The organism is Streptomyces sp. NPDC048603 (assembly GCF_043199475.1).
GTDB lineage: Bacteria > Actinomycetota > Actinomycetes > Streptomycetales > Streptomycetaceae > Streptomyces.
Genome location: NZ_JBICVY010000003.1, coordinates 577230 through 603671, shown reverse-complemented (window position 1 = coordinate 603671; position 26442 = coordinate 577230). Strand labels below are relative to the sequence as shown.

19 protein-coding genes, 1 tRNA gene and 1 pseudogene are annotated in these 26442 nt (G+C 72.8%); 2 read left to right on the top strand and 19 right to left on the bottom strand.

Annotated features, from left to right (window positions below):
- Positions 1-105: 105 nt before the first annotated feature.
- The 4 genes from ACGFQ9_RS09465 to ACGFQ9_RS09450 form a co-directional block, all read right to left on the bottom strand.
- Positions 106-702: a PadR family transcriptional regulator gene (locus tag ACGFQ9_RS09465; protein ID WP_393572828.1), complete on the bottom strand. Its 597-nt coding sequence runs from the start codon at positions 700-702 to the stop codon at positions 106-108.
- 59 nt (positions 703-761) lie between these two features.
- A complete protein-coding gene (locus ACGFQ9_RS09460; protein WP_393572826.1) occupies positions 762-1274 on the bottom strand; it encodes a DinB family protein in 513 nt (170 codons plus the stop codon).
- 218 nt (positions 1275-1492) lie between these two features.
- A complete protein-coding gene (locus tag ACGFQ9_RS09455) occupies positions 1493-2950 on the bottom strand; it encodes an aldehyde dehydrogenase family protein (protein ID WP_393572824.1) in 1458 nt (485 codons plus the stop codon).
- Positions 2951-3021: 71 nt separating this feature from the next.
- Positions 3022-3900 (bottom strand): helix-turn-helix transcriptional regulator, encoded by an 879-nt coding sequence (locus tag ACGFQ9_RS09450; RefSeq protein WP_365110725.1) that lies wholly within the window; start codon positions 3898-3900, stop codon positions 3022-3024.
- A 330-nt stretch (positions 3901-4230) separates the two neighbouring features.
- On the opposite strand from ACGFQ9_RS09450, the gene ACGFQ9_RS09445 reads away from it, so the two are divergent.
- A complete protein-coding gene (locus tag ACGFQ9_RS09445; RefSeq protein ID WP_393572822.1) occupies positions 4231-4794 on the top strand; it encodes an ATP-binding protein in 564 nt (187 codons plus the stop codon).
- A 257-nt stretch (positions 4795-5051) separates the two neighbouring features.
- Here ACGFQ9_RS09445 and ACGFQ9_RS09440 read toward each other — a convergent pair whose 3' ends face one another.
- The 4 genes and pseudogenes from ACGFQ9_RS09440 to ACGFQ9_RS09425 form a co-directional block, all read right to left on the bottom strand.
- A complete protein-coding gene (locus ACGFQ9_RS09440; protein WP_365110730.1) occupies positions 5052-5297 on the bottom strand; it encodes a DUF397 domain-containing protein in 246 nt (81 codons plus the stop codon).
- A gap of 174 nt (positions 5298-5471) precedes the next feature.
- A pseudogene (locus tag ACGFQ9_RS09435) lies at positions 5472-5636 on the bottom strand (30S ribosomal protein S18); the annotation flags it as partial.
- 756 nt (positions 5637-6392) lie between these two features.
- Complete coding sequence (cpt, locus tag ACGFQ9_RS09430) at positions 6393-6926, bottom strand: chloramphenicol phosphotransferase CPT (RefSeq protein ID WP_393572819.1); 534 nt, start codon at positions 6924-6926, stop codon at positions 6393-6395.
- 49 nt (positions 6927-6975) lie between these two features.
- The gene (locus ACGFQ9_RS09425) at positions 6976-8178 is read right to left on the bottom strand and encodes a DUF2786 domain-containing protein (protein ID WP_393572818.1); all 1203 of its coding nucleotides are present in this window, start codon (positions 8176-8178) and stop codon (positions 6976-6978) included.
- Positions 8179-8631: 453 nt separating this feature from the next.
- On the opposite strand from ACGFQ9_RS09425, the gene ACGFQ9_RS09420 reads away from it, so the two are divergent.
- Positions 8632-10395 carry a bifunctional 3'-5' exonuclease/DNA polymerase gene (locus ACGFQ9_RS09420; RefSeq protein WP_393572816.1) on the top strand — a complete coding sequence of 588 codons (1764 nt, stop codon included), beginning with the start codon at positions 8632-8634 and terminating at the stop codon, positions 10393-10395.
- 46 nt (positions 10396-10441) lie between these two features.
- On the opposite strand, the gene ACGFQ9_RS09415 is transcribed toward ACGFQ9_RS09420, so the two are convergent.
- The 11 genes from ACGFQ9_RS09415 to ACGFQ9_RS09365 form a co-directional block, all read right to left on the bottom strand.
- The gene (locus ACGFQ9_RS09415; RefSeq protein ID WP_393572815.1) at positions 10442-11716 is read right to left on the bottom strand and encodes a hypothetical protein; all 1275 of its coding nucleotides are present in this window, start codon (positions 11714-11716) and stop codon (positions 10442-10444) included.
- A gap of 66 nt (positions 11717-11782) precedes the next feature.
- Positions 11783-12289, bottom strand: a complete 507-nt coding sequence (locus ACGFQ9_RS09410; RefSeq protein ID WP_393572814.1) for a SigE family RNA polymerase sigma factor — start codon at positions 12287-12289, stop codon at positions 11783-11785.
- A 56-nt stretch (positions 12290-12345) separates the two neighbouring features.
- Positions 12346-12822, bottom strand: a complete 477-nt coding sequence (locus ACGFQ9_RS09405) for a GNAT family N-acetyltransferase (protein WP_393572813.1) — start codon at positions 12820-12822, stop codon at positions 12346-12348.
- A 504-nt stretch (positions 12823-13326) separates the two neighbouring features.
- The gene (locus ACGFQ9_RS09400; protein WP_393572811.1) at positions 13327-13590 is read right to left on the bottom strand and encodes a hypothetical protein; all 264 of its coding nucleotides are present in this window, start codon (positions 13588-13590) and stop codon (positions 13327-13329) included.
- An 827-nt stretch (positions 13591-14417) separates the two neighbouring features.
- Positions 14418-14491 (bottom strand) — tRNA-Thr (locus tag ACGFQ9_RS09395).
- Between the two features lie 150 nt (positions 14492-14641).
- Complete coding sequence (locus ACGFQ9_RS09390) at positions 14642-16222, bottom strand: alpha/beta hydrolase (RefSeq protein ID WP_393572810.1); 1581 nt, start codon at positions 16220-16222, stop codon at positions 14642-14644.
- A 205-nt stretch (positions 16223-16427) separates the two neighbouring features.
- On the bottom strand, positions 16428-17639 hold the full coding sequence (locus ACGFQ9_RS09385; RefSeq protein ID WP_393572809.1) for a DNA polymerase III subunit delta': 1212 nt from the start codon (positions 17637-17639) through the stop codon (positions 16428-16430).
- Positions 17640-17825: 186 nt separating this feature from the next.
- On the bottom strand, positions 17826-21170 hold the full coding sequence (gene tmk / locus ACGFQ9_RS09380) for a dTMP kinase (protein WP_393572808.1): 3345 nt from the start codon (positions 21168-21170) through the stop codon (positions 17826-17828).
- 218 nt (positions 21171-21388) lie between these two features.
- A complete protein-coding gene (gene topA / locus ACGFQ9_RS09375) occupies positions 21389-24232 on the bottom strand; it encodes a type I DNA topoisomerase (protein WP_393572806.1) in 2844 nt (947 codons plus the stop codon).
- Between the two features lie 286 nt (positions 24233-24518).
- A complete protein-coding gene (locus ACGFQ9_RS09370; protein ID WP_393572804.1) occupies positions 24519-24716 on the bottom strand; it encodes a hypothetical protein in 198 nt (65 codons plus the stop codon).
- Positions 24717-24830: 114 nt separating this feature from the next.
- Complete coding sequence (locus ACGFQ9_RS09365) at positions 24831-26366, bottom strand: methyltransferase (RefSeq protein ID WP_393572802.1); 1536 nt, start codon at positions 26364-26366, stop codon at positions 24831-24833.
- Positions 26367-26442 lie beyond the last annotated feature (76 nt).

Sequence of the window (26442 nt, the reverse complement as noted above, 5' to 3'; positions counted from 1 at the left end):
TCCTAGGTAGTCAAATTTGATTAGCTGGTGAGCCAGAGTAAGGCGGGCGCTCCTGGTAGTCAAACTTGATTAGCGAGGGGGGGGGAGGCGGAAGAGGTGTCGCCGCTACGAGCCGGCCAGTACTCCCTCGAAGGGGTCGCCGCCCTCGCCCGCGAACGCGTACGCGCCGCCCTCGATCCGGCCGATCAGCCCCCGGGTCCACTCCGCCTCCACATCGGCCGAGTGCACCCACATGTGCATGATCTCGCCGATGTGCCCGAGCTGTTCCGGGCCGCCCTCGGGTGTGTAGTAGTCCGTCACCGACGCCCGCCACTCCGCGAGCCCCTCCAGCCTGCGGCGCAGCAGTTCGAGCGCCTCCGTCCGCGGCAGGTCCGGCATGAAGCCGAGCGCCGCAGCGAGCGAGTCGCGCTTCTGGTCGTAGGAGGACAGGGCCGCGCGGAGCAGCGTGAAGTACTCCTCGCCGCCCGCGACGGTCAGTTCGTACTCGGTGCGCGGCGGTCCGCCCGCCGCGCTCGGGGCCACCTCGTGCTCGTGCAGCAGGCCTTGCTTGGCCATCTGCTTGAGCGCGTGGTAGATCGAGCCCGGCTTGGCGTTCGACCACTCGTGGGCGCCCCAGAACTCCAGGTCGTTGCGCACCTGGTAGCCGTGGGCCCGGCCGTGCCGGCGGACCGCGCCGAGGACGAGAAGCCTGATCGCTGACATGCGGCCAGGCTATCCAGTCGCGGCCGGAGTCAGACCGTGGCCCTTCAGACCGTGGCCCCTCAGCCCATGGCCTTGGTGCCGTCGATGCTCTCCCGGAGGATGTCCGCGTGGCCGGCGTGCCGGGCGAACTCCTCCACCAGGTGGATCAGCAGCCAGCGCATCGAGACCTTGGCGTCCTTGGGGAACCAGGGGGCCTCGGGCAGCGGGAAGGTCTCGTCCAGGCTGGGCCGCGCGTTCACGAACGCGGTCAGCTCCGCGGTGACGCCCTCCCAGAAGGCCAGAACCCCGGGGATGGTCTCGGCTTCGGTCAGCCGGAAGCCGTCGTGCCAGTCGGTCCGCCCCTGCATGCGCTCGTTGGGACGCTGCTGCGCCATCCGCAGCCAGGCCAGCTCCGTCTCGGCCACGTGCTTGAGCAGCCCGGACAGCGAGAGCTCACTGGCACTGGGCCGGCTCGCGGCCTGCTCCTCGGTCAGCCCGGCCGCCGCTTCCCGGAGCGCCGCGCGCTGGGATTCGACGAAGGCGAGGAGCGTGCCGCGCTCGTCTCCCAGGACCTCGGTGGAAATCTGCGCCATGACCAACCGCCTTCACTCTGTCGTCCCCGTCGGGGGTCGTCCCGCCGACAGGAACCACGTTAGGGACCATTGCGGTCAGCTTCGGTCCGCAATGCGTCCGCTGTGTGCCTGTGTTTGGCGTGCGCTGTGTGGCTGTGTTTGGCGTGCGCTGTGTGGCTGTGTTTGGCGTGCGCGTGTCCCCCTTGCGTCCGCGCGTCCGCCTTGCGCCGGCGATCTCGCTAGAAGGGGAACCTGCTCCGGCCGTGCTGGACGGAGATCCACTTCTGGGTGGTGAACGCCTCGACGGTGGCCTCGCCGTTGAGGCGGCCCAGCCCGGAGGCCTTCTCCCCGCCGAAGGCGGCGAGGGGCTCGTCGCCGATGGTGGAGTCGTTGACGTGGATCATTCCGGTCTCGATCCGCTCGGCGAACTTCACGCCGCGTTCGACATCCCGGGTGTGGACCGCCCCGCTGAGCCCGTACGGGGTCGCATTGGCCAGCCGTACGGCCTCCTCCTCGCCGTCGAAGACGACGAGGAGGGCGACCGGGCCGAAGATCTCCTGTCCCATCAGCGGCGAGTCGTCGGGGACCCCGGTCAGCACGGTGGGCTCGACCAGGTTGCCGCGCGTGGAGCCGCGGACCAGTGCCGTCGCGCCCTCCTCGACCGCACGGTCGACGAGCGCGGTCAGCGCCTCGGCGTGGAAGGGGTTGATCAGCGGGCCGATGTGGGTGTCGGCGTCGTGCGGGTCACCGGTGCGCAGGGCCCGGACGCGGGCGGTGAACTTCTCGGTGAACTCCTCGGCGACGGACCGGTCGACGAGGATCCGGTTGGCCGCCATGCAGACCTGGCCCTGGTACACGAAGCGGCTGAAGACGGCCGCGTCGACTGCGTAGTCGACGTCCGCGTCGTCGAGTACGACCAGTGCGCTGTTGCCGCTGAGCTCCAGGACGGTCCGCTTGAAGTGGCGGGCGGCGACCGCGCCCACGTGCCGTCCGACCCGGTCAGAGCCGGCGAACGAGATCACCTTGGGGACGGGGTGGGTCAGGAGCGCGTCGCCTATCTCGGCGATGTCCGTGACCAGGACGTTCAGCAGGCCGGCGGGCAGCCCGGCGTCCTCGAAGATCTTCGCGATGACCCCGCCGCCGACCACCGGGGCGTTCTGGTTGGGCTTGATCACGACGGCGTTGCCGAGGGCGAGCGCGGGCGCGACCGACTTCAGGGTGACCAGGAAGGGGAAGTTGAACGGGCTGATCACGGCGACCACGCCGACCGGGAGGCGCTGGACGCGGTTCTCCTTGCCGGACACCGGGGAGGGCAGGATCCGGCCCTCGGGGCGTACGGCCAGCTGGATGGCCTCGCGGAGGAACTCCTTGGCGAGGTGGATCTCGTACTCGGCCTTGGGGCGGGTGCCGCCGAGCTCGTCGATCATCGCCTCGACGATTTCCTTCTCGCGCTCCTCGGTGAGGTGGAGGGCGCGTTCGAGGACGGCGCGTCTGATGTAGGGGCTGGTGGCGGCCCATTCGGCCTGGGCGCGCTCGGCGGCCCGGTAGGCCCGGTCCACCTGGTCGGTGGTGGCGACCGTGATGGCGGCGAGCTTCTCCCCGTTGAAGGGGTTGACGTCGATGATGTCCCACGATCCGGTTCCGGCCAGCCACTCGCCGTCGATGTACTGGTGAGCCAGGTCCTCGAATATGGACATGCCATCCCTTACTGCAGGCGCGCACCCGTGCGCTGCACCGGAGACTGATCAGACGTCATACTACGTGCGAATCAAGACAGTTGGAGCAGGCCGCGGAGAAGATCCCGGGTCTGTCCGGGGTCGGGACAGTCCCGCTGGAGGCGCTCCATCGCCCGGCCGTACTGCGCCACTTCCTCGTCCTTGTCCAGGTAGAGGGCACTGGTCAGCTGTTCCAGATAGACGATGTCCTGGAGGTCGGACTCGGGGAAGCGGAGCAGGGTGAAGGCTCCGCTCTCGCCCGCGTGCCCGCCGAAGGAGAAGGGCATCACCTGTAGCCGGACGTTCGGCCGCTGGGAGATCTCGATCAGGTGTTCCAACTGGCCGCGCATGACGGCCCGGTCGCCGTACGGGCGGCGCAGCGCGGCCTCGTCGAGCACGGCGTGGAACAGCGGGGCGTTCTCGGAGACCAGGACCTTCTGGCGCTCCTGGCGGAGGGCGACCCGGCGGTCGATCTCGGCCGGGGTGGCTCCTGGCATGCCGCGGCTGACCACGGCGTGCGCGTAGGCCTCGGTCTGCAAGAGGCCGTGGACGAACTGGACTTCGTAGATCCGGATGAGTGAGGCGGCGCCTTCCAGCCCGACGTAGGTCTGGAACCAGCCCGGGAGCACATCGCCGTAACTGTGCCACCACCCTGCCGCGTTGGCCTCGCGGACGAGCCCGAGGAGCGACTCGCGCTCGGCCCCGTCGGTGACTCCGTAGAGCGTGAGGAGGTCCTCCACGTCCCTGGCCTTGAAGCTCACCCTTCCCAACTCCAAGCGGCTGATCTTCGATTCGGATGCGCGGATCGAGTAGCCGGCCGCCTCGCGGGTGATCCCGCGGGATTCTCGGAGCCGCCTGAGCTGCGAGCCCAGGAGGATGCGGCGCACCACAGAACCGCTGGCTTCTGCGGTCACGAGTCCTGCCCTCCCCATCGCGTCGAGTGCTGTGCGTCGCTGGGACCCCCGTGTACCCAGGGCCCGAAGTCTGCCACCAAAACGCATCGGGCCGTACTCGTTCTGTAACGGAATCCGGCTTCGCGGAAAAGAAGTCCGTAAGTGAACGCAGGAAGAAATGGCCAAGAACCATCACGGGAGCGGACAGGACGGGCGCGTGCACGTGCATCTGCCCTTGCATCCGGCTTCGGCATTGGGAACGATGGTGCCGCGCACCTGCGTGCTTTCCGCGCCGGTGCCGGACCCACCCCGCAGTTCTTTCCTGGACACAGCCCACCGCTCAGTCCGCGAATCCCGGGAGTGCCTCGCATGGGGATGAATGGATCGACCATGCTCGAGCCGTTACGGCAGGGGCTGCCCCCGGTCGACCCCACAGCCGTTTCCGGGTCCGCTTCCTGTGCCCTGCCGGCCCGTTACGAGGCCGTGCGGGGCGCCCGTTCGTTCACCAGGTCGACGCTCGGCCAGTGGGGGCTCGAGGACCGCTTCGACGACGTGGCCCTGGTCGTCTCCGAACTCGTCACCAATGCGCTGCGGCATGCCGTGCCGCAGGACGGGCGGGGCGGGGAACGCGGTGGCGAGCGTGGTGCCGAGCGCGGCGGGGAACGTGGCGGGGAACGTGGCGGGGAGCAGGAGCCGCCGGTGCGGCTGCACCTGATGCGCTGGAGCACCCGGCTCGTGTGTGCGGTCCGGGACCCCAGCGAGGACACCCCCGGCGGGTCCTTCGCGCCGGAGAAGACGGACGAGAACTGCGACCTGGAGTCCGGGCGCGGGCTGTTCCTGGTCGACTCGTACAGCGACAGCTGGGGCTGGCACCCGCTCGCGGGCCGGCTGACCGGCAAGGTGGTCTGGGCGCTGTTCCTGCTGCAGGACTGAGTTCCGGGTTCCGAGTTCCGAGTTCCGGGTTCCGGGTCCCGGGTCCCGAGTTCCGTGCTCCGTGCTCCGTGCTCCGTGCTCCGTGCTCCAGGTTCCGTGCTCCAGGTTCCGGGGCACCGCGGTATCACGCCGATTCTTACGCCACTGGCCGGGATCGATCACTTCGATCGGTCCCGGCCAGTGCACGTGCATGGCGTGATCTTGAGGGTTCTGCCGGTCGGCGGCGGCTCGCCCGGTGGTGGGTCAGCGATCACTGATCAACTGATGAGGTGATCGAATTCACCGTCCTTGGCACCCAGCAACAACGCCTCTATCTCGGCCGGTGTGTAGACGAGCGCAGGCCCGTCCGGAAACCGCGAATTGCGCACGGCAACGTCGCCGCCCGGCAGCTTGGCGAACTCCACGCAGGAACCCTGCGAGTTGCTGTGCCTGCTCTTCTGCCAGGTCAGGCCATACATAGAAGCCAGTTCTGCAGCTGCCATCCCGTTGTACGCGTGGTCCACAGGAAGCCCCCGAAAGCAGATGTCAACTGCACCGGATCATAGCTGTGTTCATACGCGCATGCATGGGCAGATGCACGTGCACGCGGGGTGGTCCCTTGATCACTTACCGGTGGGTGTGCGGGGCGACAGAACCATTTCACGGGCTTTCCCGATGGCTCGGGCCAGGTCACGCTACTGACGCACGCCCACCCGGGTCACCCGTCGGCTCCGGATCTTGCCCCGGTCGGATGTGAACTTACGGAGCAGGTCGGTGTCCTTGTAGCCAATGTACGTAATTCCGGCTGCGTCCGGTCCGGTGGAGTGGGGGTCGGCCATGGGGCCATGGGGGCATGGGGGCATGGGGGCATGGGGGCTACGGGTGGCAGATACCCCTGGACGGCGTCTGGAAGGTGCCCGGGGGCTGCCCGTCAGTCCTCATCGTCCTTCCGTGCCGGCCGCCGGCGTCAAGGGCGCGACGTTGTCGCGTCGCCTCCGGCGATGGCCCTTCGGGCCACCCTTGACCCCGACGACCGTCCCGGAACGACAAGGACTGTCGGGCGGCCCCCGGGGGAACGGCATGGAGGGACCCAAGGCCAGCCCGGCGGTGGCGTTGGCGGGCACGGGCGGCGGCTGCCGCTCGGCCAGCCGCCCATCCGGGCGGACGCAGCGGTGAAGTCGATCAGATCTACGCAAGCCGGCTCGGCCCACGCGCACCAGATCGCTACGCGCTCCTGTCTCTCAGCGGATACGGGCCGCCGGGGCCGGACATAGACCGCCAACGATCGCTGGGCTCTCTTGCGATCACGGCGTCTGGCAGGCCGGCTGATCCACCGGCCTGCCGGACGGTCGGCCGCCAACGGCGTGCAACCACCCACCGGTGGCCCGACATCCGTGACGCCCTCTACAGGTGGGCGGGTGGGGAACTTTCCGCGCGAAGCGCGAAAAACATACGGCGGGCCAGCCGCCAGCGGCGTTCAGCCACCCGCTGGTGGCTCGGCATCCGTGACGCCCTCTACGGGTGGGCGGGTGGGAAACCCCCCGCGCGAAGCGCGAAAAACACAACGGCGGGCCAGCCGCCAACGGCGCACACGCCCCGGCAGCGACCCGCGGACGCGGTCACGTCGCGTGAGTGGCGATCTTTCGGGCGCAGGACAACGACTCGGTGTGCGTGGTGTCGACCTCCAGGTCATAGCGGACGCCACGGTGCACCAGGTCCGCCTGGGACGCGGCCATGCCCCGGGCCCGGTCGCCGCGCGCGATCTCGCGGGCCGCTGCGGTCTCGCTGTCGCAGCGGACGCCGACCCACAGCACGTCGAGGCCGTCCAGGGCCTTCCGCCAGCGCCCCTGGGACTCCGCCCCGCCGAGGAAGACATCGTCGACGATGATCCGGGCACCCGCCCGGGCCATCGCGGCGACGCCCTCCATCCACGCCGCTTCCAGCGCGCGGAACTGCGGTCCGATGCCGACAGCGCCGTCCGGCGCAAACTCGATGCCTTCCGCCGACTCCTGCATGGACGCGGGCATCGCGTCGACCAGTGAGTCGATTGCGGCGGCCAGCCACGGTTCCGGGAGGACCGCCTGCAGGCACCGGACGATCCCGGACTTGCCCGAGCTGGAGCCACCGTTGAGCACGATCACCTGAGTTGTCACCGCGTCACAGTAAGCGCGCCCGTCACGCGGTCGAAGCGGTTTTCGGGCGTCAGGGGCGGCGGGAGGGGACCTCGGGGCGCCTGCGCCCCATCTGTGCCGCGTCGGCGGCCGCCGTCCCGTCCAGCCATCCCGCGTGGTCGGTGGCTCCGCGCAGCCGCGTCGTCGTGGTGCGCGGGAACATCTCCTCCGCCCGTTCGCCCACCGCGACGTCCCGCGCGACCAGCGCGGGCAAGAGTTCCGCGCCGCCCGCCCCGGCCGCCTCCTCCGCTGCGTGCTCGGCCGTCTCGGCCAGCCGGTGGCCCAGCCGACTGGCGTACGCGAGCAGGAAGGACTGGCGGAACGTCTTCGTGCGTTTGCGGCCGCCGGCGCGCTGTCCCGCCTCCGCTCGGGTCATCGCCGCCGTTCCCTGCACGAGGAGCGAGGTGTACAGCAGCTCGACCGCCTCCAGGTCGCTCTCGAAGCCCACCACCGTGGAGAACTCGAAGGCGCTGTTCCACACCGCGCGGCACCGGTTCGCCGTCGCGACCGCGTCGAGCAGTACCGCCTTCGCCTCCTCGTACGGCGGCTCCACACCGATCCGGCAGGCCCCCGGCGTCTGAGCCGGCCCTCCGCCCCGGACCGCCAGCAGCGCCTCGTCCACCGTGTGCCGGGCCATCAGCTCCTGCGCCTTCGCGCTGAGCGCCTCCGCCTCCTCCGGATAGGTCGTCGCCTCGGCCTTGGCGAGCAGCGCCCGGATACGGGCCAGCATCCGCGGTTCGATGTGCGCGGCCTCGGGCAGATCCACGGGATCGCCGGGAACGGGGCCGACCGGTTCGATCGACGGCAGCCGGATCAGCAGCCGCAGCACCTCCAGGACTGCGGTGGCGAGCGTGAAGCGGTCCGCCTTCTCGCGGCGCGCCAGTTGTTCGGCGTAGGTGTCGTCCCCTCCCCACCACGCCTCGTACGCGGTCCACCGGGCCGGCAGGCGCGCGTACCGGCGCCCTTCCGCGGCGAAGAGGTCCTCGGCGATGCGCAGGTGCCGCTGGTCGAGGTCGCGCCGGACCAGCCGGAGCACGTCGGCCGGCTGCCATCCGCGCTCCCATGCCTGCCGTACGTACGCCTGCCCGCGCGAGAGCAGGACCTGGCCGACCGCACCCCAGCCCGGCGCATCGGCGGCTATGAGCGACGCCCCGGTGTCCAGCCCGGCATCGTCCTGGGCGTACAGGGCCGCGGCAAACGCGCGCTCGACCGTCTCGACGGGACTCTTCGACATCACCTCTCCAGCTTGTCACCCCTCCTCACCCTGTCCTTCCCTCCCCCTCCACCGTCCGTAGCCGACGACCGGATACCGCCGCCACCGTGCGAAGCCGACGACCGGATACCGCCGCCCTGTGGAGCCGGCGGCCGGATACCGCGCCGTGTGGGCAGGCGTGCCGCAGGGCGATGGGGGGTGCCCCCTGCTCGAGCGGAGTCGAGAGCTTGGGGGTGGGGGTCCCCCCGGACGGAGTCTGGGGGAGGTGGGCACACGGCACCCCGGTCCGGCGCGGGTGCCCGCAGCCTCCCCCCTTCCCCGATCCCGCTCAGGGGGTCGTACTCGGTCCGGGCGGAGCTCCGCTCCCGGCGGACCCCGCCCGGGCCGACCGGCCGCACCCGGCGCCGCCACGTCCGGGTGGTCGGCCCGCGTGCCGGGAGCGGGTTGTCGGAGCCGGGTGCCACACTCGCACTCATGAGCGAAGCTGCGGGCCGCTGGCTGCTCGCCGAGGAGGGCGACGGGCGCTGGCTCGCCATGCCCGTCCCCGCCCCGGCCGCGCCCGCGGGCGGCGCGGGGCCTGCCGCCCCGGCGCCCGCTCCCGTCAGGGCCGCCGACCCCGCCACCGCCCTCCGCGCCGCTCCGCCCCGTACCCGCTGGGTCTGGCGCTCCACCCCCGCCGTCTACCCGCGCCTGCTCGCCGCCGGCGTCCGCGTCGACCGGTGCTACGACATCGAGGCCGCCGAGCTGCTGCTGCTCGGCCACGAGGGCCGTTCCGGCCTGCCCCGGTCCGCCGCGGCCGCCTGGGCCCGGCTCACCGACAGCCCCGTACCGCCCGATCCGCCGCAGCGCGCCGCCGAGCCCGGTGCGCAGTCCTCCCTCTTCGAGCCGCGGCCGGCCGCGCCGCTCGCGCCCGAGGCCCTGCTCTCGGTCTACGCCGACCAGATGCGCCGGCACGATGCCACCGCGCACCCCGACCGGATGCACCTGCTGACCGCCGCCGAGTCCGCCGGGTTCCTGGTGGCAGCCGAGATGCACCGGGCCGGCCTGCCCTGGCGGGCCGACGTGCACCGCGCGCTGCTCACCGAGCTGCTCGGCGACCGGTACGCGGGCGGCGGCGAGCCCCGCCGTCTCGCCGAGCTCGCCGACCAGGTCTCGGCCGCCTTCGGGCGGCGCGTCCGCCCCGACCTCCCCGCGGACGTCGTCAAGGCCTTCGCCGGGGCCGGGCTCAAGGTGCGGTCCACCCGGCGCTGGGAGCTCCAGGAGCTCGACCATCCCGCCGTGGCGCCGCTCATCGCGTACAAGAAGCTGTACCGGATCTACACCGCCCACGGCTGGAGCTGGCTCAAGGACTGGGTGCACGACGGCCGGTTCCGGCCCGAGTTCGTCCCGGGCGGCACGGTCACCGGGCGCTGGGTCACCAACGGCGGCGGTGCCCTGCAGATCCCCAAGGTGATCCGGCGGGCCGTGGTCGCCGACCCCGGCTGGCGGCTGGTCGTCGCCGACGCCGACCAGATGGAGCCGCGGGTCCTCGCCGCGATCTCGCGGGACCCCGGCCTGATGGAGATCGCCGGCCGCCCGGAGGACCTGTACGCCTCGGTCTCCCGGCACGGTTTCTCCGGTGACCGCGACCAGGCCAAGCTGGCCGTGCTCGGCGCGGTGTACGGCCAGACCTCCGGCGACGGCCTGAAGAACCTCGCCGCCCTGCGCCGGCGCTTCCCGCGCGCGGTGGCGTACGTCGACGAGGCCGCCCGAGCCGGTGAGGAAGGCCGCCTCGTACGGACCTGGCTGGGCCGCACCTGCCCGCCCGCGGCGGGTGCCGCCGAGGCCGGCGAGGAAGCGGGCCTGCCCCAGGAAGCTCCCGGCGAGGAGGCCGGCGAGCGGTACGGCGGCCAGGGCGGGGCCGGCGGCGACGAGTGGATCCCGGGCTACGCCTCCACCAACACCCGGGCCCGCGGACGGTTCACCCGGAACTTCGTGGTGCAGGGCAGCGCGGCCGACTGGGCCCTGCTGATGCTCGCCGCGCTGCGCCAGGCCATCGACGTTGGCGGACTCCGCGCCGAACTGGTCTTCTTCCAGCACGACGAGGTGATCGTGCACTGCCCGGAGGAGGAGGCGGAGGCCGTCACCGGGGCGATCCGGGCCGCCGCCGACCGGGCCGGGCGCATCGCCTTCGGCGACACCCCGGTCCGGTTCCCGTTCACGACGGCCGTGGTGGAGTGCTACGCGGACGCGAGATGACCGTCCGCCGGCCGCGCACCCGGCACCCGGCCGGACCGGGTTCCCGTCAGTGGAACCACTTGGGGCTGAGCGCGATCTCCTTGAGCTGGTCCATCGTCAGGACCGGCTCCTTCCGGGTGGCCGGCGCGTTCTGGGAGCCGCTGTTGAACGCGGAGACCACGACCCGCTTGCCGCCGGTCCGCAGCGTGTCGACGGTCCACCAGGCGACGTTCTTGCCGCCCTTCTCGCCGGGCCTCTGCTCCGTCTTCACCTTGGTGCCGTCCGGCAGCACGGTCACCCCGGGCCCGCTGAACATCCGGGCGAGCTCGTCGGCCGAGATCTCCCCCGCCTGCGCGTTCACCTGGACCAGTGACTTGCCCTTGCCGTCGTCGAGTACGACGAAGGCGTAGTTGCCTTCGCCGCCCTTGTCCACGAGCTGTGCTCCGTACTTCGGCGCCAGGTCCTGCAGCACGTCGAGCGCCACCGGTCCGGCCATCGGCGGAACCGGCTTGTCCGGCTTCGCGGCCGGCAGATCGTTCAGGGCCGGGTGCCAGGTGTCGGAGGTGACCAGGGCCTTCATCTGCGCCAGGGTCAGCGGCGGGAGCGACCGGGACACCGGCGCGCCCTTCTCGGCCGGCGAGTTCCACTCGGAGGCGTCGACCACGAAGCCCTGCGGGGTGATCAGCGTGGCCCGCCACACCTTGGTGTCCACGCGCCGGTCGGGGAACTCGTATCCCTGGAAGAGCAGCAGCCGCGACCCGTCCGCCAGCTTCTCGGTCGTGCAGGTCTGGTAGTCCAGCTGCGACTTCGACGGGCAGTTGACCAGCTGCTCCGCCGGCCCGCCGTTCGGGTCCGTGCGCGACAGTCCGAGGCTGATGGCCGCCCTGCCCTTGCCGTCGTCGTAGATGCCGGTGACCATCGGGGGCGCGTCCGTGCCACGTGCCTCGGGGGCGGTGAGGCGCGTCCCGCCCTCGGGCAGCAGGGCCTTGAAGGTGGCGATCATCTGCTCCGCCGTGACGGCGCCGGTGCCCGCGTAGGGGTCGTCCTTGGGGTCGAACGCGTCCTTCCCCGTACGGGAACCCGACGCGGACGGCGGAGCGGCGACGTTCACCTCGTCCGCACCGCCGTTCCCGCTGCCACCGCCGAACAGGCCGCCGGAGTAGGCGCCGACGGTGCCGACCACCGCCATCGCGAGCACCGTCCCGGTGACCACGGCCGCCCGCCGGCGGGCCACCATGCGCCGCCCGCGCAGCTCGCCGCCGTCCACCAGGACGCGCTGATCGACCGGGAAACCGTCCCCCGTACGCCGGAGGGCTTCACCGAGGTCATCTTCGAAGGGCATGAGGAACCCCACCTTCCACCATTGGAACGCGATTGATCGAAAGAGCGAGCCGGATCCGGCACGCGGTCAGAGCGCTGCGAACTCCGCGAGACTTCCGCCCAGTTGCTCCCGCAGCCGGCCGAGTGCGCGCGAGCTCCGGGTCCGTACGGCCGCCGAGCTGACGTTCATCACGTCGGCGGTCTCCTCCACGCTGCGGTCCTCCCAGTAGCGCAGGACCAGCACCGCCCGGTCTTTGGGGCCCAGCCGGCCCAGGGCCTCCAGCAAGGTCATCCGCAGCGTCGGATCCCCGCTGCGGCCGGCCCCGTCCGGGACCTCACCCACCGGCCGTTCGGCGGCAGAGCGCCGCCGCCGGTGGGTGAGGAAGGCGCGGACGAGCACCGTCTGCGCGTACGCCGCCGGGTTGTCGATGCGGGAGGTCCGCCCCCAGAGCAGGTACATCCGCCCCAGAGTCTCCTGCACGAGGTCCTCGGCGAGGTACGTGTCCCCGCTGGTCAGCAGACAGGCCGACCGGTACAGCTGCCCGCTCCGCCCTTCCGCGAACTCGCGGAACCCCTCCCTGCGCCGCTGCCGCATCCGCTCCCCCTCACGGTCCGTCTCACCCCTTCGACGCGACGCGGCGCGGAAATGTTTCAGCGGTCTCCGGGAATCGCGGCCAGGTCGTGGAAGTAGGCGTGGAACTCCTCCCGGACGAATCCGTCCGCCTCGTAGAGCGACTGCGCGACCTTGTTGTCGTACGCCGTCTCCAGCTGCACCCCGGACGCCCCGGCCTCTCTGGCCCGCCGCAGCACCTCGCGCAGCAGTGCCCGTCCCGCCCCGGTACGCCGCCCGGCCTCGGCGACGTACAGGTCGTTGAGCACCCACAGCGGCGCCATCGACAGCGACGAGAAGGTCCGGTAGACCTGCGCGAACCCGACCGTCCCCCGCCCCGGCACCGACGCGAGCAGCACCAGCGACTCCTCGCGCCGCATCCGCTCGGCCAGGAACGCCCTTGGCCCGGCCGGGTCTTCGACCGCCACCTCGTAGAAGTCGAGGTAACCGCGGAACAGTTCCGCGGCCACGTCGAGGTCCTGCTCCCCCGCCGTGCGCACCTCAGCGGTATCACTCATGTCCGTCTCCCCTCATCTCCCCTGCGCGCCCGGCCCCATTCTCCCGCCCCGCGCGCGAAGCCCGCTCCTCTCAGCGGGGCACGACAGGCCCTCCCCGCCCGTGCCGGCCCTCTGCGGACTCGTCACGGAACCAGTAATCCCCGGCCGCCACACAACGCAACGCCGGCCCCTTCCCCGGCGGCACCGCCACCGCGACACCGGCGAACGCCTCGCCCCCGGCGGCCCCGGCCTCGGGCCGGATCCGCCTCGGATCCCGGTTCTCGTACTGCGACTGCGACTGCGACTGCGCACTTTCGGGCATGGGACGGCGACTCCTGTCGGCTGGCCGGATGAGGGATGGGGAAAGACCCGCCCCATCCTGCTCGCCACCCCACCCGCCCGCACGCCGACACGTCCATTCGGCCCCCACGCCCCGGCCCCGGCCCCGGACATGTCCGGGGCCGGGGCCGGGGCGTGGGGGCCGGGGTGTGGGGCCGGCGGCTTTCGGGCCGCCGGACCCACTACTCAACGATTGCAGTTGAGATTGAGCATCGGCGTGGCGCCGGCAGAGCTGAGCGCCCATGTCGTACCGGTCCAGATGACATAGGGATTCACGGCGGCACCCATCCCGCTCGCCGTGTTGAAGCCCTGCCCGGTGACGGCATTGCAGATGGCTTGCGCCTCGATGCCCGCGAGCCGGATGTCCCGATTGTTGATCTTCGGCCCCTCGCACGATGCGGTGGTCGCGGTCGCGGCGGTGCTCGCACACGTGAGCGTCGCTCCGCGCACGATCTGGGTCGAGAGGAACTCACCGAAGACCGGCTCGGACCCTGCCGGTCCGGTAGGGCCCTGAGGACCGGTGGCACCCTGAGGGCCGGTGGCACCCTGAGGCCCGGTCGCTCCGCCGGCGCCCTGAGGTCCCGTCGGCCCGGTAGCACCCTGAGGTCCGGTCGAACCCGCGTCCCCCTGAAGGCCGGTCGGCCCGGTAGCGCCCTGAGGTCCGGTCGGACCCGTGTCCCCTTGAAGGCCCGCCGGGCCGGTAGCGCCCTGAGCACCAGTTGGACCCGTGTCCCCCTGAGGGCCTGCCGGGCCGGGGGTGCCCTGGGGGCCGGTGGGCCCGGTGGGCCCGACCTTGCACTCGTCGCCGCCTCCGTGGCCGTGGCCCACGGAGCCGGACAGGCTGCCACGACCACCCCTGCCGTCCCGGCACTCACCACCACCACCGCCGCCGGCACGGACCGAGGTCGTGGACGCCGACGGCGAGTCGAACTGGGTCGCAAGCGCAGGCTGGGCGAAACCGAGCACCACGAGGGCCAGCGCCGCCACAGCACCGCCTGCGAGCCGCCCTCCCCGCCTGGGCAGAGGCCCCATGCCGGACCTGACGCGCTTCTCAGCACTCATGATCAATTACTCCTCGGGGAAGCGAACGCACGGATGGTGAGCTCCCGCTGCCGGGCACCCTCTGGCAGCCCTTCCCCACGCCGGCCGGTCCCGGCGGCGAACCCGCAGAACAATCAGGCGATCGGACGAGCGGAGCGCCGCCATCTGCGCGGCCGCTCACCCGATGAACAAGAAGACCCCAGGTCGGAATGGATCCGACCTGGGGTCTCAAGATGAGCCGCCTTCGGGATTCGAACCCGAGACCTACGCATTACGAGTGCGTTGCTCTGGCCAACTGAGCTAAGGCGGCATGCTGCGCAGACAATCGTCCCGTCGCGGAAAGGCTGTCATCAGCAGCGGCGCTAAGTCTACAGGGTTAATCCCGGTGCCCCGCACCACGCCGTCCGCCGCGCTGTGCGGCGGACGCGCAGGTCAGCGGTCAGCGGTCAGCGGTCAGCGGTCAGCACTTCTTGCCGTCCGCCGGCGCGGTGCCCTCCAGGAGGTAGCGGTTGATCGCCGTGTCGATGCAGTCGCTGCCGCGCCCGTACGCCGTGTGGCCGTCGCCGTCGTACGTCAGCAGGACGCCCGAGTCGAGCTGGCCCGCCAGGCCCTGGGCCCACTTGTACGGGGTCGCCGGGTCACGGGTGGTGCCGACCACCACGATCGGCGCCGCGCCCTTCGCCTCCACGCGGTGCGCCGCGCCGGTGGCCTTGGCCGGCCAGTACGCGCAGTTCAGCGAGGCCCAGGCGAAGCCCGCGCCGAAAACCGGGGAGGCCTTCTCGAAGGAGGGCACGGCGGCCGCCACGGCGTCCGGTCCGCTGAAGGCCGGCGGCTGGTCCAGGCAGTTCACGGCGGCGTTGGCGTACATCAGGTTGGCGTACGAACCGTCCGGCTCGCGCTCGTAGTAGCTGTCCGCGAGCCCGAGCAGGCCGGCGCCGTCGCCGTCCATCGCCTGCGTGATCGCCTCGCGCAGCTGCGGCCACGCCGACTCGTCGTACAGCGCGGCGATCACTCCGGTGGTCGCCAGGGCCTCGCCGAGCGGGCGGGCCGGCTCGCCGGTCGGCACCGGCTTCGCGTCGAGCGTACGGAAGAAGTCCTTCAGCCGTTGCGCCACCTGGTCGGTGCTGCCCCGGCCCAGCGGACAGTCGGTCTGCTTGGCGCAGTCCCGGGCGAAGGAGCGGAAGGCGGTCTCGAAGCCGGCGGTCTGGTCCCGGTTGAGGTCGATCGCCGAGCGGGTCGGGTCCATCGCGCCGTCGAGCACCAGCCGGCCGACCCGGCCCGGGTAGAGGTCGGCGTAGGTGGCGCCGAGGAAGGTGCCGTACGAGGCGCCGACGTAGGTCAGCTTCTCGTCGCCGAGCACCCCGCGCAGCAGGTCGAGGTCCCGCGCGGCCTCCACCGTGGAGACGTGCGGGAGCACCCTTTGGGAGCGCGCCGAACAGCCCGCCGCGAACTCCTTGTACGCCTCGACCAGCTTCGCCCGCTCCGCGCCGTCGTCCGGGGTCTGGTCGACCTGGGTGTACGCGTCCATGCGGGGCCCGGTCAGGCACTCCACCGGCGCGCTGCGGGCGACGCCGCGCGGGTCGATGGACACCATGTCGTAGCGGGCGCGCACGGGGGCCGGGTAGCCGATGCCCGCGTACGCCTGCAGGTAGCCGATGCCGGAGCCGCCGGGCCCGCCCGGGTTGACCACGAGGGAGCCGAGCCGCTTGCCGGGGCCGGTGGCCTTCTTGCGGGCCACCGCGAGCTCGACGTCCTGGCCGGACTCGGGGTGGGCGTAGTCCAGCGGCGCCTTCATCGTGGCGCATTCGAAGCCGGGAACACCGCACTCCCGCCAGCGCAGCTTCTGGGCGTAGTACGGGCGGAGGGCCGCCGAGGGCTCCTCCGGTACGGCGGGGGCGGCCTGGGCGGCACCGCCGGCGGTGGCTCCACCGGCGGAGGCCGAGGTGCGCTGGGCCGAACCGCTCGTGGTGCACCCGGAGAGCAGCAGCCCGGCGGCTGCGATCACGGTCCCGGTGGTACGCAGCAGGCGACTGGTGTCCATCTCTGGAGCCTACGTCCTCGGGGCCGAGCAGCGTCGATCCTGCAGGGCCGGTACGCCCGCCCGGCCCGCCTCCGGCACCCTCCCGGGGCCGTCGTTTGCCCGTACGGGTGAGCGGTCAACCAGGGGGACGGGCGGGCGCGGGTGTGCGGGCCCCGATGCGCGCGCCTGGGTGCGCGGGCCGGGATGCGCGGGCCGGGGTGTCCGGTCAGCCGGCGCGGAGTGCCATCGTCATGGCCTCCACCGCGAGCAGCGGGGCCACATTGCGGTCCAGCGCCTCCCGGCAGGCGATGATCGCCTCGATGCGGCGCAGCGTCCGCTCGGGGCCGCCGGCCCGGGCCACCTGGTCCAGGTCGCCCCGTACCTCCTCGTTGGCGATGGCCACCGAGGAGCCCAGCTGGAGGGCCAGGACGTCCCGGTAGAAGCCGGTCAGGTCGGTGAGGGCGAGGTCGAGGCTGTCGCGCTGGGTGCGGGTGCGGCGGCGCTTCTGCCGGTCCTCCAGCTCCTTCATCACGCCCGCCGTGCCGCGCGGCATCCGGCCGCCGGTCCCGGTGGAGGCGCCGAGCGCGGCCTTCAGGTCCTCGGTCTCCTTGACGTCGACCTCCTCCGCGACCTGCTTGGCGTCCTCCGCGGCGGCGTCGACCAGTTCCTGTGCCGCCTTGAGGCAGGCCCCCACGTCGTCGACGCGGAGCGGCAGCCGGAGCACGGCGGCACGCCGGGCACGGGCGCGCTCGTCGGTGGCCAGGCGGCGGGCCCGGTCGATGTGCCCCTGGGTGGCGCGGGCGGCCGCCGCGGCCGCGGAGGGCTCGATGCCGTCACGGCGGACCAGGACGTCGGCGACGGCGTCCACCGACGGGGTGCGCAGGCTGAGGTGCCGGCAGCGGGACCGGATCGTGGGCAGCACGTCCTCCAGAGAGGGCGCGCAGAGCAGCCAGACCGTCCGCGGGGCCGGCTCCTCGACGGCCTTGAGCAGGACGTTGCCGGCGCCCTCGGTGAGCCGGTCGGCGTCCTCCAGCACGATGACCTGCCAGCGGCCCACGGCGGGGGAGAGCTGGGCACGGCGGACCAGGTCGCGGGTCTCCTTGACGCCGATGGAGAGCAGGTCCGTACGGACGATCTCGACGTCCGCATGGGTGCCGACCAGGGTGGTGTGGCAGCCGTCGCAGAAACCGCAGCCGGGCGCGCCGCCGAGGGCCCGGTCCGGGCTGGTGCACTGCAGGGCCGCGGCGAAGGCCCGGGCAGCGGTGTCCCGGCCGGAACCGGGAGGTCCGGTGAACAGCCAGGCGTGCGTCATCTTGGACGCGGCTGGCGCCGGCTGCCCGGCCCCGGCGGCGCTCACCAGTGCGTCGGCGTCACGCGCGGCGGCGGCCAGCTGCGTCTCGACGCGCTCCTGGCCCACCAGGTCGTCCCATACGGCCATGCCGCCGCCTCCTTCCACGTCTTCCCACGTCTTCGTCCCCAGCTCCCGCGTCCGGGGCACCGGGTGCTGTGCCGGCCGGGTGCCCCGCCGAGGGTGTGCCCCGCCGGCCGTGTGCCCCGCCGACCATTGTGGCGGGCGCCACCGACAAGCCGGTGCACACCGCCCGGCACTCCCGGAGCGGCGGGCTCAGCCGCGGCGCCGGCGCGGCGGCCGGCCCTCGCCCCCGTCGTCGTCGCGATCGGCATCGTGCTCGTCCCGGTGCGGCCCGAGCAGCTCGTCGGCCAGCGTGGGGAGGTCGTCCAGCGGGGTCTCCTCGGCCCAGTCGGAACGGCGCCGGGGGCTGCCCGAGGGGTCCATCACCGGCAGCTCGCGGGTGGCGTCCCCGCCGCCGGAGGCGGCCGGCCTGTCGTCCCGGAAGAAGCCCGGAGGCACCCGGTCCACGGGCGACTCTCCGGGGCGTACGGGCGGCAGCACGGCCGTCTCCGCCGCCGGATCGCCGCCGGGGCGTACGGGCGGCAGCACCGTCGTCTCCGCGGCCGGGTCGGTCTTGCGGAGGTTCGCCTTCGGAGCGGCCGGGGCCGCGTTCGGGTCCACTTTCGGGACCGGCACCGTTTCGGTGACGTCGTCCGGCCGCAGCACCCGTCGGTCCGGCCCGGTCGCCACGACCGGGGTCTCGACGGTCACGGCGTCGTCCGGGTGCCCGGCCGGAGCAGCCGGAGCAGCGGCCGGAGCACCGGCGGTCGCAGTGGCCGGAGCCGCCGCACGGGGGTCCTGTCCACCACGCGGATCGGCCTTCCGGAGCCGGTCCGGAGCCGTGGGCGTGTCCGGAGCCGCGGCGGCGGCCGCCGAAGCCGGCGCGGACCCGGCCGCTGCTGCCGCGGCCGCGGCGGACGCGGCCGCGAGCCGGCGCGCCTCCTCCGCCTTCACCAGGGCCTCCTCAGCCCGGCGCTGCTTCTCCAGCCGCTTCTCCTCGGCCTCGGCCCGCAGCCGGGCCTGCTCCTCGGCCTGGCGGCGCAGCCGCTCCTGCTCCGCCCGGAGCGCCTTCTCCTCCGCCTCGGCACGGAGCCGCTCGGCCTCGGCGCGCCGACGCTCCTCCTCGGCCTTCCGGGCGGCTTCCTCCTCCGCCCGCCGACGCTCCTCCTCGGCCTTGCGCGCAGCCTCCTCGGCCGCGCGTGCCCGGGCCTCGGCCTCGGCGCGCAGGCGCTCCTCCTCGGCCTTCCGGGCGGCTTCCTCCTCCGCCCGCCGACGCTCCTCCTCGGCCTTGCGGGCGGCCTCCGCGGCCGCGGCCTCCTCGGCCGCCTTCCGCTTCGCCTCCTCCTCGGCCTTCCGGCGCGCCTCGGCCTGAGCCTCCAGCTCCGCCTCCGAGAGCGGCAGCATCCGGTCCAGCCGGTGGCGTACGACCGTGGTGACCGACTCCGGGTCCTGGCCCGCGTCCACCACCAGGTAGCGACCCGGGTCGGCCGCGGCCAGGGTCAGGAACCCGGCCCGCACCCGCTGGTGGAACTCGGCCGGCTCGGACTCCAGGCGGTCGGGCGCCTCCGTGAACCGCTCCCGGGCGGCTTCCGGCGAGACGTCCAGCAGCACCGTCAGGTTCGGCACCAGTCCGGTCGTCGCCCACCGCGAGATCCGGGCGATCTCCGTCGGGGAGAGGTCGCGCCCGGCGCCCTGATAGGCGACGGACGAGTCGATGTAGCGGTCGGAGATGACCACCGCGCCGCGCTCCAGGGCGGGCCGGACCACGGTGTCCACGTGCTCGGCGCGGTCCGCCGCGTAGAGCAGCGCCTCCGCGCGGTTGGACAGCCCGGCCGAGGAGACGTCCAGCAGGATCGAACGGAGCCGCTTGCCGATGGGCGTGGCGCCGGGCTCCCGGGTCACCACCACCTCGTGGCCCTTGCTCCGTATCCACTCCGCGAGCGCCTGCACCTGGGTGGACTTGCCGGCGCCGTCCCCGCCCTCCAGGGCGATGAAGAAGCCGGTGCGTGACGGCGCCTGCAGCGGCTCGCCGCCCCGCAGCGCCTCGCGCAGGTCGCGGCGCAGCGGTACGCCGCTCCGGTCGTCGGCGCGGGCCAGTACGGTCACCGCCACGGGCAGCAGCAGCGCGCCGACCAGCATCAGCGTGAACGCCGCGCCGCCGTGCACGAAGACCACGCCGTCGCCACCCAGCCGGTGCGGGCCGATGGCGGCGGCCAGCAGGGGCGCGGCGACCGCGCCGGCCGCGATGGCGACGCGTACGACGGCCTGCAGGTGCTCGGTGACCCGGGCCCGCCGGAACTCCTCGGTCTCCTGGTCGATGAGGGTGTGGCCGGTGTTCGCCGCGACACCCGCGGTGACGCCGGCGAGCGCGGTCAGGAACACGACGGTGGCGAGGTCCGCGACCAGGCCGGTCAGCAGCAGCGCGAGCCCGGTGACGGCGATGGCCAGGGCCAGCAGCCGGCGCCGGGACAGCGCGGGCAGCACCTTGCCGGCCTGGGTGGCCCGGATGCCGGCGGCGGTGCCCGCGCTCAGGGCGAACACCAGCAGGGCGAAGCCGGCCGGGCCGCCGCCGAGGTCGAACGCGTGCAGGACCGATACGGCGACGGCGCAGGACACCGCCCCGGCGACCGCCGCACAGGCCAGGACGAGCAGCGGGATGACTCCCGTACGGCCCTTCTCCGGGCGGTCCCCGGTCCGGGGCGCGCGCAGGCCCTCCAGGGGCGAGCGGGGGCGGGGCGTCCTGGCGTCGGGCAGCACCAGCGGCAGCAGCAGCGAGACCGAGGCCGCGAACAGGCCGGCCGCGACGTACGAGCCGAGGGCCGCGCGGTTCTCCGCGAACCAGTCGACGCCCAGGCCGAGCGCCTCACCGACCAGGGTGGCGGCGAGCAGCACCGCCGCGGCGGCGGGCAGCGCGGCGAAGCTCGTACGGAGCGTCAGCCGGCGCAGCGCGTCGAGGTGGTCGGGGAGCGGCCGTACGGTCGCGCCCTCGGGCGGCGGCTCCGGCAGCAGCGCCGGTGCGGCGCTCTCCTTGGCGATGGTCCACAGGCGCTCGGCGACGCCGGCGACGAACACGGTCAGGAGGAGGGCGGTCAGGGCGTGTGCCGGGATCCAGTCCAGCCAGAGCGGGGCCACGACGAACAGCGCGATCCGGAACCCGTCCGCGCCGATCAGGGTCCAGCGGCGGTCGAGCCTGCCGCCGTGCTCCTTGGGTGCGAGGAGCCGGTCCAGCGGGCCCAGCAGCACGGCGCCGGTGAGGAGGGTGGCGAGGATGCGGACCCCGAGGACGGCCGTGACGGCGAGCGCGGCGCCGCGGTAACCGCCGCCGAAGGCGCCCTCGGCGACTGCGGCCTGCAGTGCGAGCAGGACCAGGACCAGCAGGGCCAGGGCATCTCCGATGCCGCTGACCAGCTGGGCGCTCCACAGGCGGCGGAGCCGGGGCGTGCGCAGCAGGGCGCGCACCGCCCGCTCGCGGGAGTCCGCGGCCAGGGCTTCGTCGTAGGTGGGGTTCACGGGGTCCTTCCCGGAGGGCACGACCGTCGGCTGCTCGGCTCGCGTCATCCGCCCAGCCTATCCGCTGCGCTCGGCTGGGCGGAGGCTGAGCAACCCCCCGGGCACTCCCACCCCGCCCGGCCGTTCCCTCAGCCGTGCGAGCGAGACCACCGTCCGCACGGCCGTACGGAAAGGCGTCCCGCACCGCACCGCCGTGTGGTCAGGCTGCCGTTCACGCAGCCGTGCGGGCAGGCGGCCGCACCGCACCGCCGTGTGGGCCGGCGGGGCTAGTCCTCGGTCGGAGGGGTCGCGGCCGTCTTCTTCGCGGCCGCCGCCTTCGCCGTGGTCTTCTTCGCCGCCGTCTTCTTCGCGGCAGCGGTCGTCTTCTTCGCGGCCGCCGCCGTCGTCTTCTTCGCCGCCGTCTTCTTCGCGGCAGCCGTGGTCTTCTTCGCCGGCGCCTTCTTCGCCGTCTTCTTGACCGGCCCCTTCGCCCGCTTCTCCGCCAGCAGCTCGTAGCCCCGCTCCGGCGTGATCGTCTCGACGTCGTCGTCCCGCCGCAGCGTCGCGTTCGTCTCGCCGTCCGTCACGTACGGGCCGAAGCGGCCGTCCTTGACCACCACCGGGCGCTCGCTCACCGGGTCCGTGCCCAGTTCCTTCAGCGGCGGCTTGGCCGCCGCGCGGCCCCGCTGCTTCGGCTGGGCGTAGATCGCCAGCGCCTCGTCCAGCGTGATGCCGAAGAGCTGGTCCTCGGTCTCCAGGGAGCGGCTGTCCGTGCCCTTCTTCAGGTACGGGCCGTACCGGCCGTTCTGCGCCGTGATCTCCACGCCCTCCGCGTCCGTGCCCACCACCCGCGGCAGGGACATCAGCTTCAGCGCGTCGTCGAGGGTCACCGTGTCCAGGGACATCGACTTGAAGAGGGAAGCCGTCCGCGGCTTCACCGCGTTCTTGCCGGTCTTCGGGGTGCCCTCGGGCAGGATCTCCGTCACGTACGGGCCGTACCGGCCGTCCTTCGCCACGATCTCGTGGCCCGACAGGGGGTCCTTGCCCAGCGGGAACTCACCGCTCGGCTTCGAGAACAGGTGCTCCGCGTACTCCACGGTCAGCTCGTCGGGCGCGAGGTCCTCGGGCACGTCGGCCCGCTGGTGGCCCTCCGCGTCCTTCTCGCCGCGCTCGATGTACGGGCCGTAACGGCCGACCCGCAGCACGATGCCCTCGCCGACCGGGAAGGAGGAGATCTCCCGCGCGTCGATCGCGCCGAGGTCCGTGACCAGCTCCTTCAGACCGCCGAGGTGGTCACCGTCGCCGTTCCCTGCCGAAGAAGCGTCCGCGATCTCGCCCTCGCCGCCGAAGTAGAAGCGCTTCAGCCACGGCACGGACTGCGCCTCGCCCCGCGCGATGCGGTCGAGGTCGTCCTCCATCTTCGCGGTGAAGTCGTAGTCGACGAGCCGGCCGAAGTGCTTCTCCAGCAGGTTGACGACGGCGAAGGACAGGAAGGACGGCACCAGGGCGGTGCCCTTCTTGAACACGTACCCGCGGTCGAGGATGGTGCCGATGATCGACGCGTACGTCGACGGGCGGCCGATCTCGCGCTCTTCGAGCTCCTTGACCAGGCTGGCCTCGGTGTACCGGGCCGGCGGCTTGGTGGCGTGGCCGTCCGCGGTGATGTCCGAGGCCGAGAGGGCGTCGCCCTCGGCGACCTGCGGCAGCCGGCGCTCGCGGTCGTCGAGCTCGGCGTTCGGGTCGTCGGCGCCCTCGACGTACGCCTTCATGAAGCCGTGGAAGGTGATGGTCTTGCCGGACGCGCTGAACTCGGCGTCGCGGCCGTCCGCGGCGGTGCCGCCGATCTTGACGGTGACGGAGTTGCCGGTCGCGTCCTTCATCTGGGAGGCGACGGTCCGCTTCCAGATCAGCTCGTAGAGCTTGAACTGGTCGCCGGTCAGTCCGGTCTCGGCGGGCGTGCGGAAACGATCACCCGAGGGCCGGATGGCCTCGTGGGCCTCCTGCGCGTTCTTGACCTTGCCGGCGTAGACGCGCGGCTGCGGCGGCAGGTAGTCGGCGCCGTACAGCTGGGTGACCTGGGCGCGGGCGGCCGCCACGGCGGTGTCCGACAGGATCGTGGAGTCCGTACGCATGTAGGTGATGAAGCCGTTCTCGTACAGCTTCTGGGCCACCTGCATGGTCGCCTTCGCACCGAAGCCCAGCTTGCGCGACGCCTCCTGCTGGAGGGTGGTCGTACGGAAGGGGGCGTACGGCGAGCGGCGGTACGGCTTGGACTCGACCGAGCGGACCGCGAAGGAGGTGTCGGCGAGGGCGGCCGCCAGGGCGCGCGCGTTCGCCTCGTCCAGGTGCAGGACCTCGCTCTTGAGCTGCCCGTTGGAGCCGAAGTCGCGGCCCTGGGCGATGCGCCGGCCGTCGACCGTGTTCAGGCGGGCGACCAGCGAGGACGGGTCGGAGGCATCACCGGCCCGGCCGGTGGAGAAGGTGCCGGTCAGGTCCCAGTACTCGGCGGAGCGGAAGGCGATGCGCTCGCGCTCGCGCTCGACGACGAGACGGGTGGCGACGGACTGCACGCGGCCCGCCGACAGCTTGGGCATGACCTTCTTCCAGAGGACCGGCGAGACCTCGTAGCCGTACAGGCGGTCGAGGATGCGGCGGGTCTCCTGGGCGTCGACCATGCGCTGGTTGAGTTCGCGCGGGTTGGCGACGGCCTCGCGGATCGCGTCCTTGGTGATCTCGTGGAAGACCATGCGGTGGACGGGGACCTTGGGCTTGAGGACTTCCTGCAGGTGCCAGGCGATGGCCTCGCCCTCGCGGTCCTCATCGGTGGCGAGGAAGAGCTCGTCGGACTCGGCCAGCAGGTCCTTGAGCTTCTTGACCTGGGCCCTCTTGTCGGCGTTGACGACGTAGATCGGCTGGAAGTCGTGCTCGACGTCCACGCCGAGGCGCCGGACCTCGCCCGTGTACTTCTCGGGCACCTCCGCCGCGCCGTTCGGGAGGTCGCGGATGTGCCCGACGCTCGCCTCGACGACGTATCCAGGGCCCAGGTAGCCCTTGATCGTCTTCGCCTTGGCAGGGGACTCGACAATGACGAGTCGGCGGCCGCCCTTTGCGGTCTCGCTAGTCGGGGACAACTTGGCTCTTCTCTCCGGTCGGCACTCGGTCGCGGTACGGCGACGCTGCGGAGTGTGACGGTACAACCCGCCCCCGTGTCAAACGGCACATGCCCGCAACGGCCACTCGAACGGTAACCCGACTAGTGCCCTTCGTGCCGCCCGGATGTCGCGCCGGGCCCCTGTCGATCACCGGCCCGAGTGGCCTGGGGGCCGTCTGGCCCCGCCTTCGGCCCACCTTCGGCCGCCCTCGGTCACGCCCGGTCGCGCCCGGGGATCCGCTCCGGATCTTCCGTTTCCCGGCGGCTCAGAGCCGGCTCAGGCACCACACGCCGAGGGCCAGCGAGATCCCGCCGGCCAGCAGGGCCACCGGAACGGCCACGGCGGGGCGAACGCCCTCCGCCACCGGCGCGCGGTGCAGCGCCCGCGCCCCCGTCCAGGCCAGCAGGGCGGCTCCGAACAGCAGGAACACCGTCGCAGCGAAGATCGCCGGACTGCTTTCCATGCCGTCCCCCTTTCCCCCGGAGCCGCTCCCTGCTTTCCCCCGGTTCCCCCCGGATTTCATCGGCTCGGTGAGCCTCGCAGGCCAGGGGGTACACGGGGCGAACCCCAGGTGAATTCAGCGCGCCGGCAGCTCGGAGGGCTCCAGGAAGCCCTGCTCCACCAGCAGCCGGATCGCCTCCGGCGTACGGTCACGCAATACGACCGGGTCCTCCTGCACCAGCTGGGCGATCGCGTCCAGAATCCGCCCCGCCGTCAGTGAGCCGTCGCACACTCCTGCGAAGCCCGCCCCGACCGTGTCCACCTTCGTGGCGCGCCGCATGCCGCGGTTCTGCCGGAGCACCACGTGCTCCGGGTCCTCCGCGCCCGGCGCCCCGACCTGCTCCTGCATCACCTCGACGGCCAGCTGGAACCGGCCTTCCAGCAGCGCCGCGTCATCGTGCTCGCGCAGGTAGTCCTGACGGGCGAAATGTGCCCGGACGGTCTCCCCGAGCGGCTGCTCCACCGGGTGCGGCCACTCCTCCACCACGATCGAGGGCTCCTCCGCGTCACTGCGGCGCAGCGTGATCCAGCCGAATCCGACGGCCTTGGTCTTGCGGGCCTCGAACTCCTCCAGCCAGTCCTCGTACCGCTCCGCGTACTCCCGCGGGTCCATCCGGTGGTCGCCGGCGTCCCGCAGCCACAACTCCGCGTACTGGGTGATGTCCTGCACCTCGCGCTGCACGATCCAGGCGTCGCAGCCGCGCGGCACCCAGGAACGGAGCCGGTCCCGCCAGTCCTCGCCCTCCACGTGCTGCCAGTTGGCCAGGAACTGCGCGTACCCACCCGGGTTGAGGTGCTCGCCCGCCTGCCGCACCAGGGTGCGGCACAGGTCGTCGCCGCCCATGCCGCCGTCCCGGTAGGTCAGCCGGGCGCCGGGGGAGATCACGAAGGGCGGGTTGGAAACGATCAGGTCGTACGTCGCGTCGCCGACCGGCTCGAAGAGGGAGCCGGTGAGGAGCTCGGCCTCGGGAGCCCCGGAGAGGGCCAGGGTGAGCCGGGTGAACTCCAGGGCGCGCGGGTTGACGTCGGTCGCGGTGACCCGGGTGGCGTGCCGGGTGGCGTGCAGCGCCTGGATGCCGGAGCCGGTTCCGAGGTCGAGGGCCGAGCCGACCGGGGTGCGGACGGTGATCCCGGCGAGGGTGGTGGACGCCCCGCCGACGCCGAGCACCACGGCCGTGTCCGTCTCACGGCCCCGGCCGCCGATGCCGCCGGCCCCGCCGACCGCGCAGCCGAGGTCCGAGACGATGAACCAGTCCTCCCCGTCCGGGCCGCCGTACGGGCGGACGTCGACGGTGGCGTGCACGGTGTCCGTGCCGTCGGCGGCCTCCTCGCGCCCCAGCCAGCCGTCGGCCAGTGCCTCCTCGGCCGGCAGCGCCCCGGCGGCGTGCGCGTACGGCACGGGCTGCTGCAGCAGGAACAGCCGGACCAGGGTCTGCAGCGGGCCGTCCCCGCGCGTCGCGCGCAGCGCGGGCACCGTCTCGCTGCGGGCCAGCGCGGCGTAGGCGGGGGCGCCGAGCAGGTCCAGCAGGCCGTCGGCGGTGAAGCCGGCGGTGAGCAGGGCCGCGCGAAGGGCTGCGGCGCGGTCGGGCGAGGGGAGGTCGGTGTTACTCACCCGTCCATTGTGTCGGCTGCCGCCGCCGATCCGTGCGACCGAGGGCGGCCCTGTGGAAAACCCCGCGGCCGGGGCG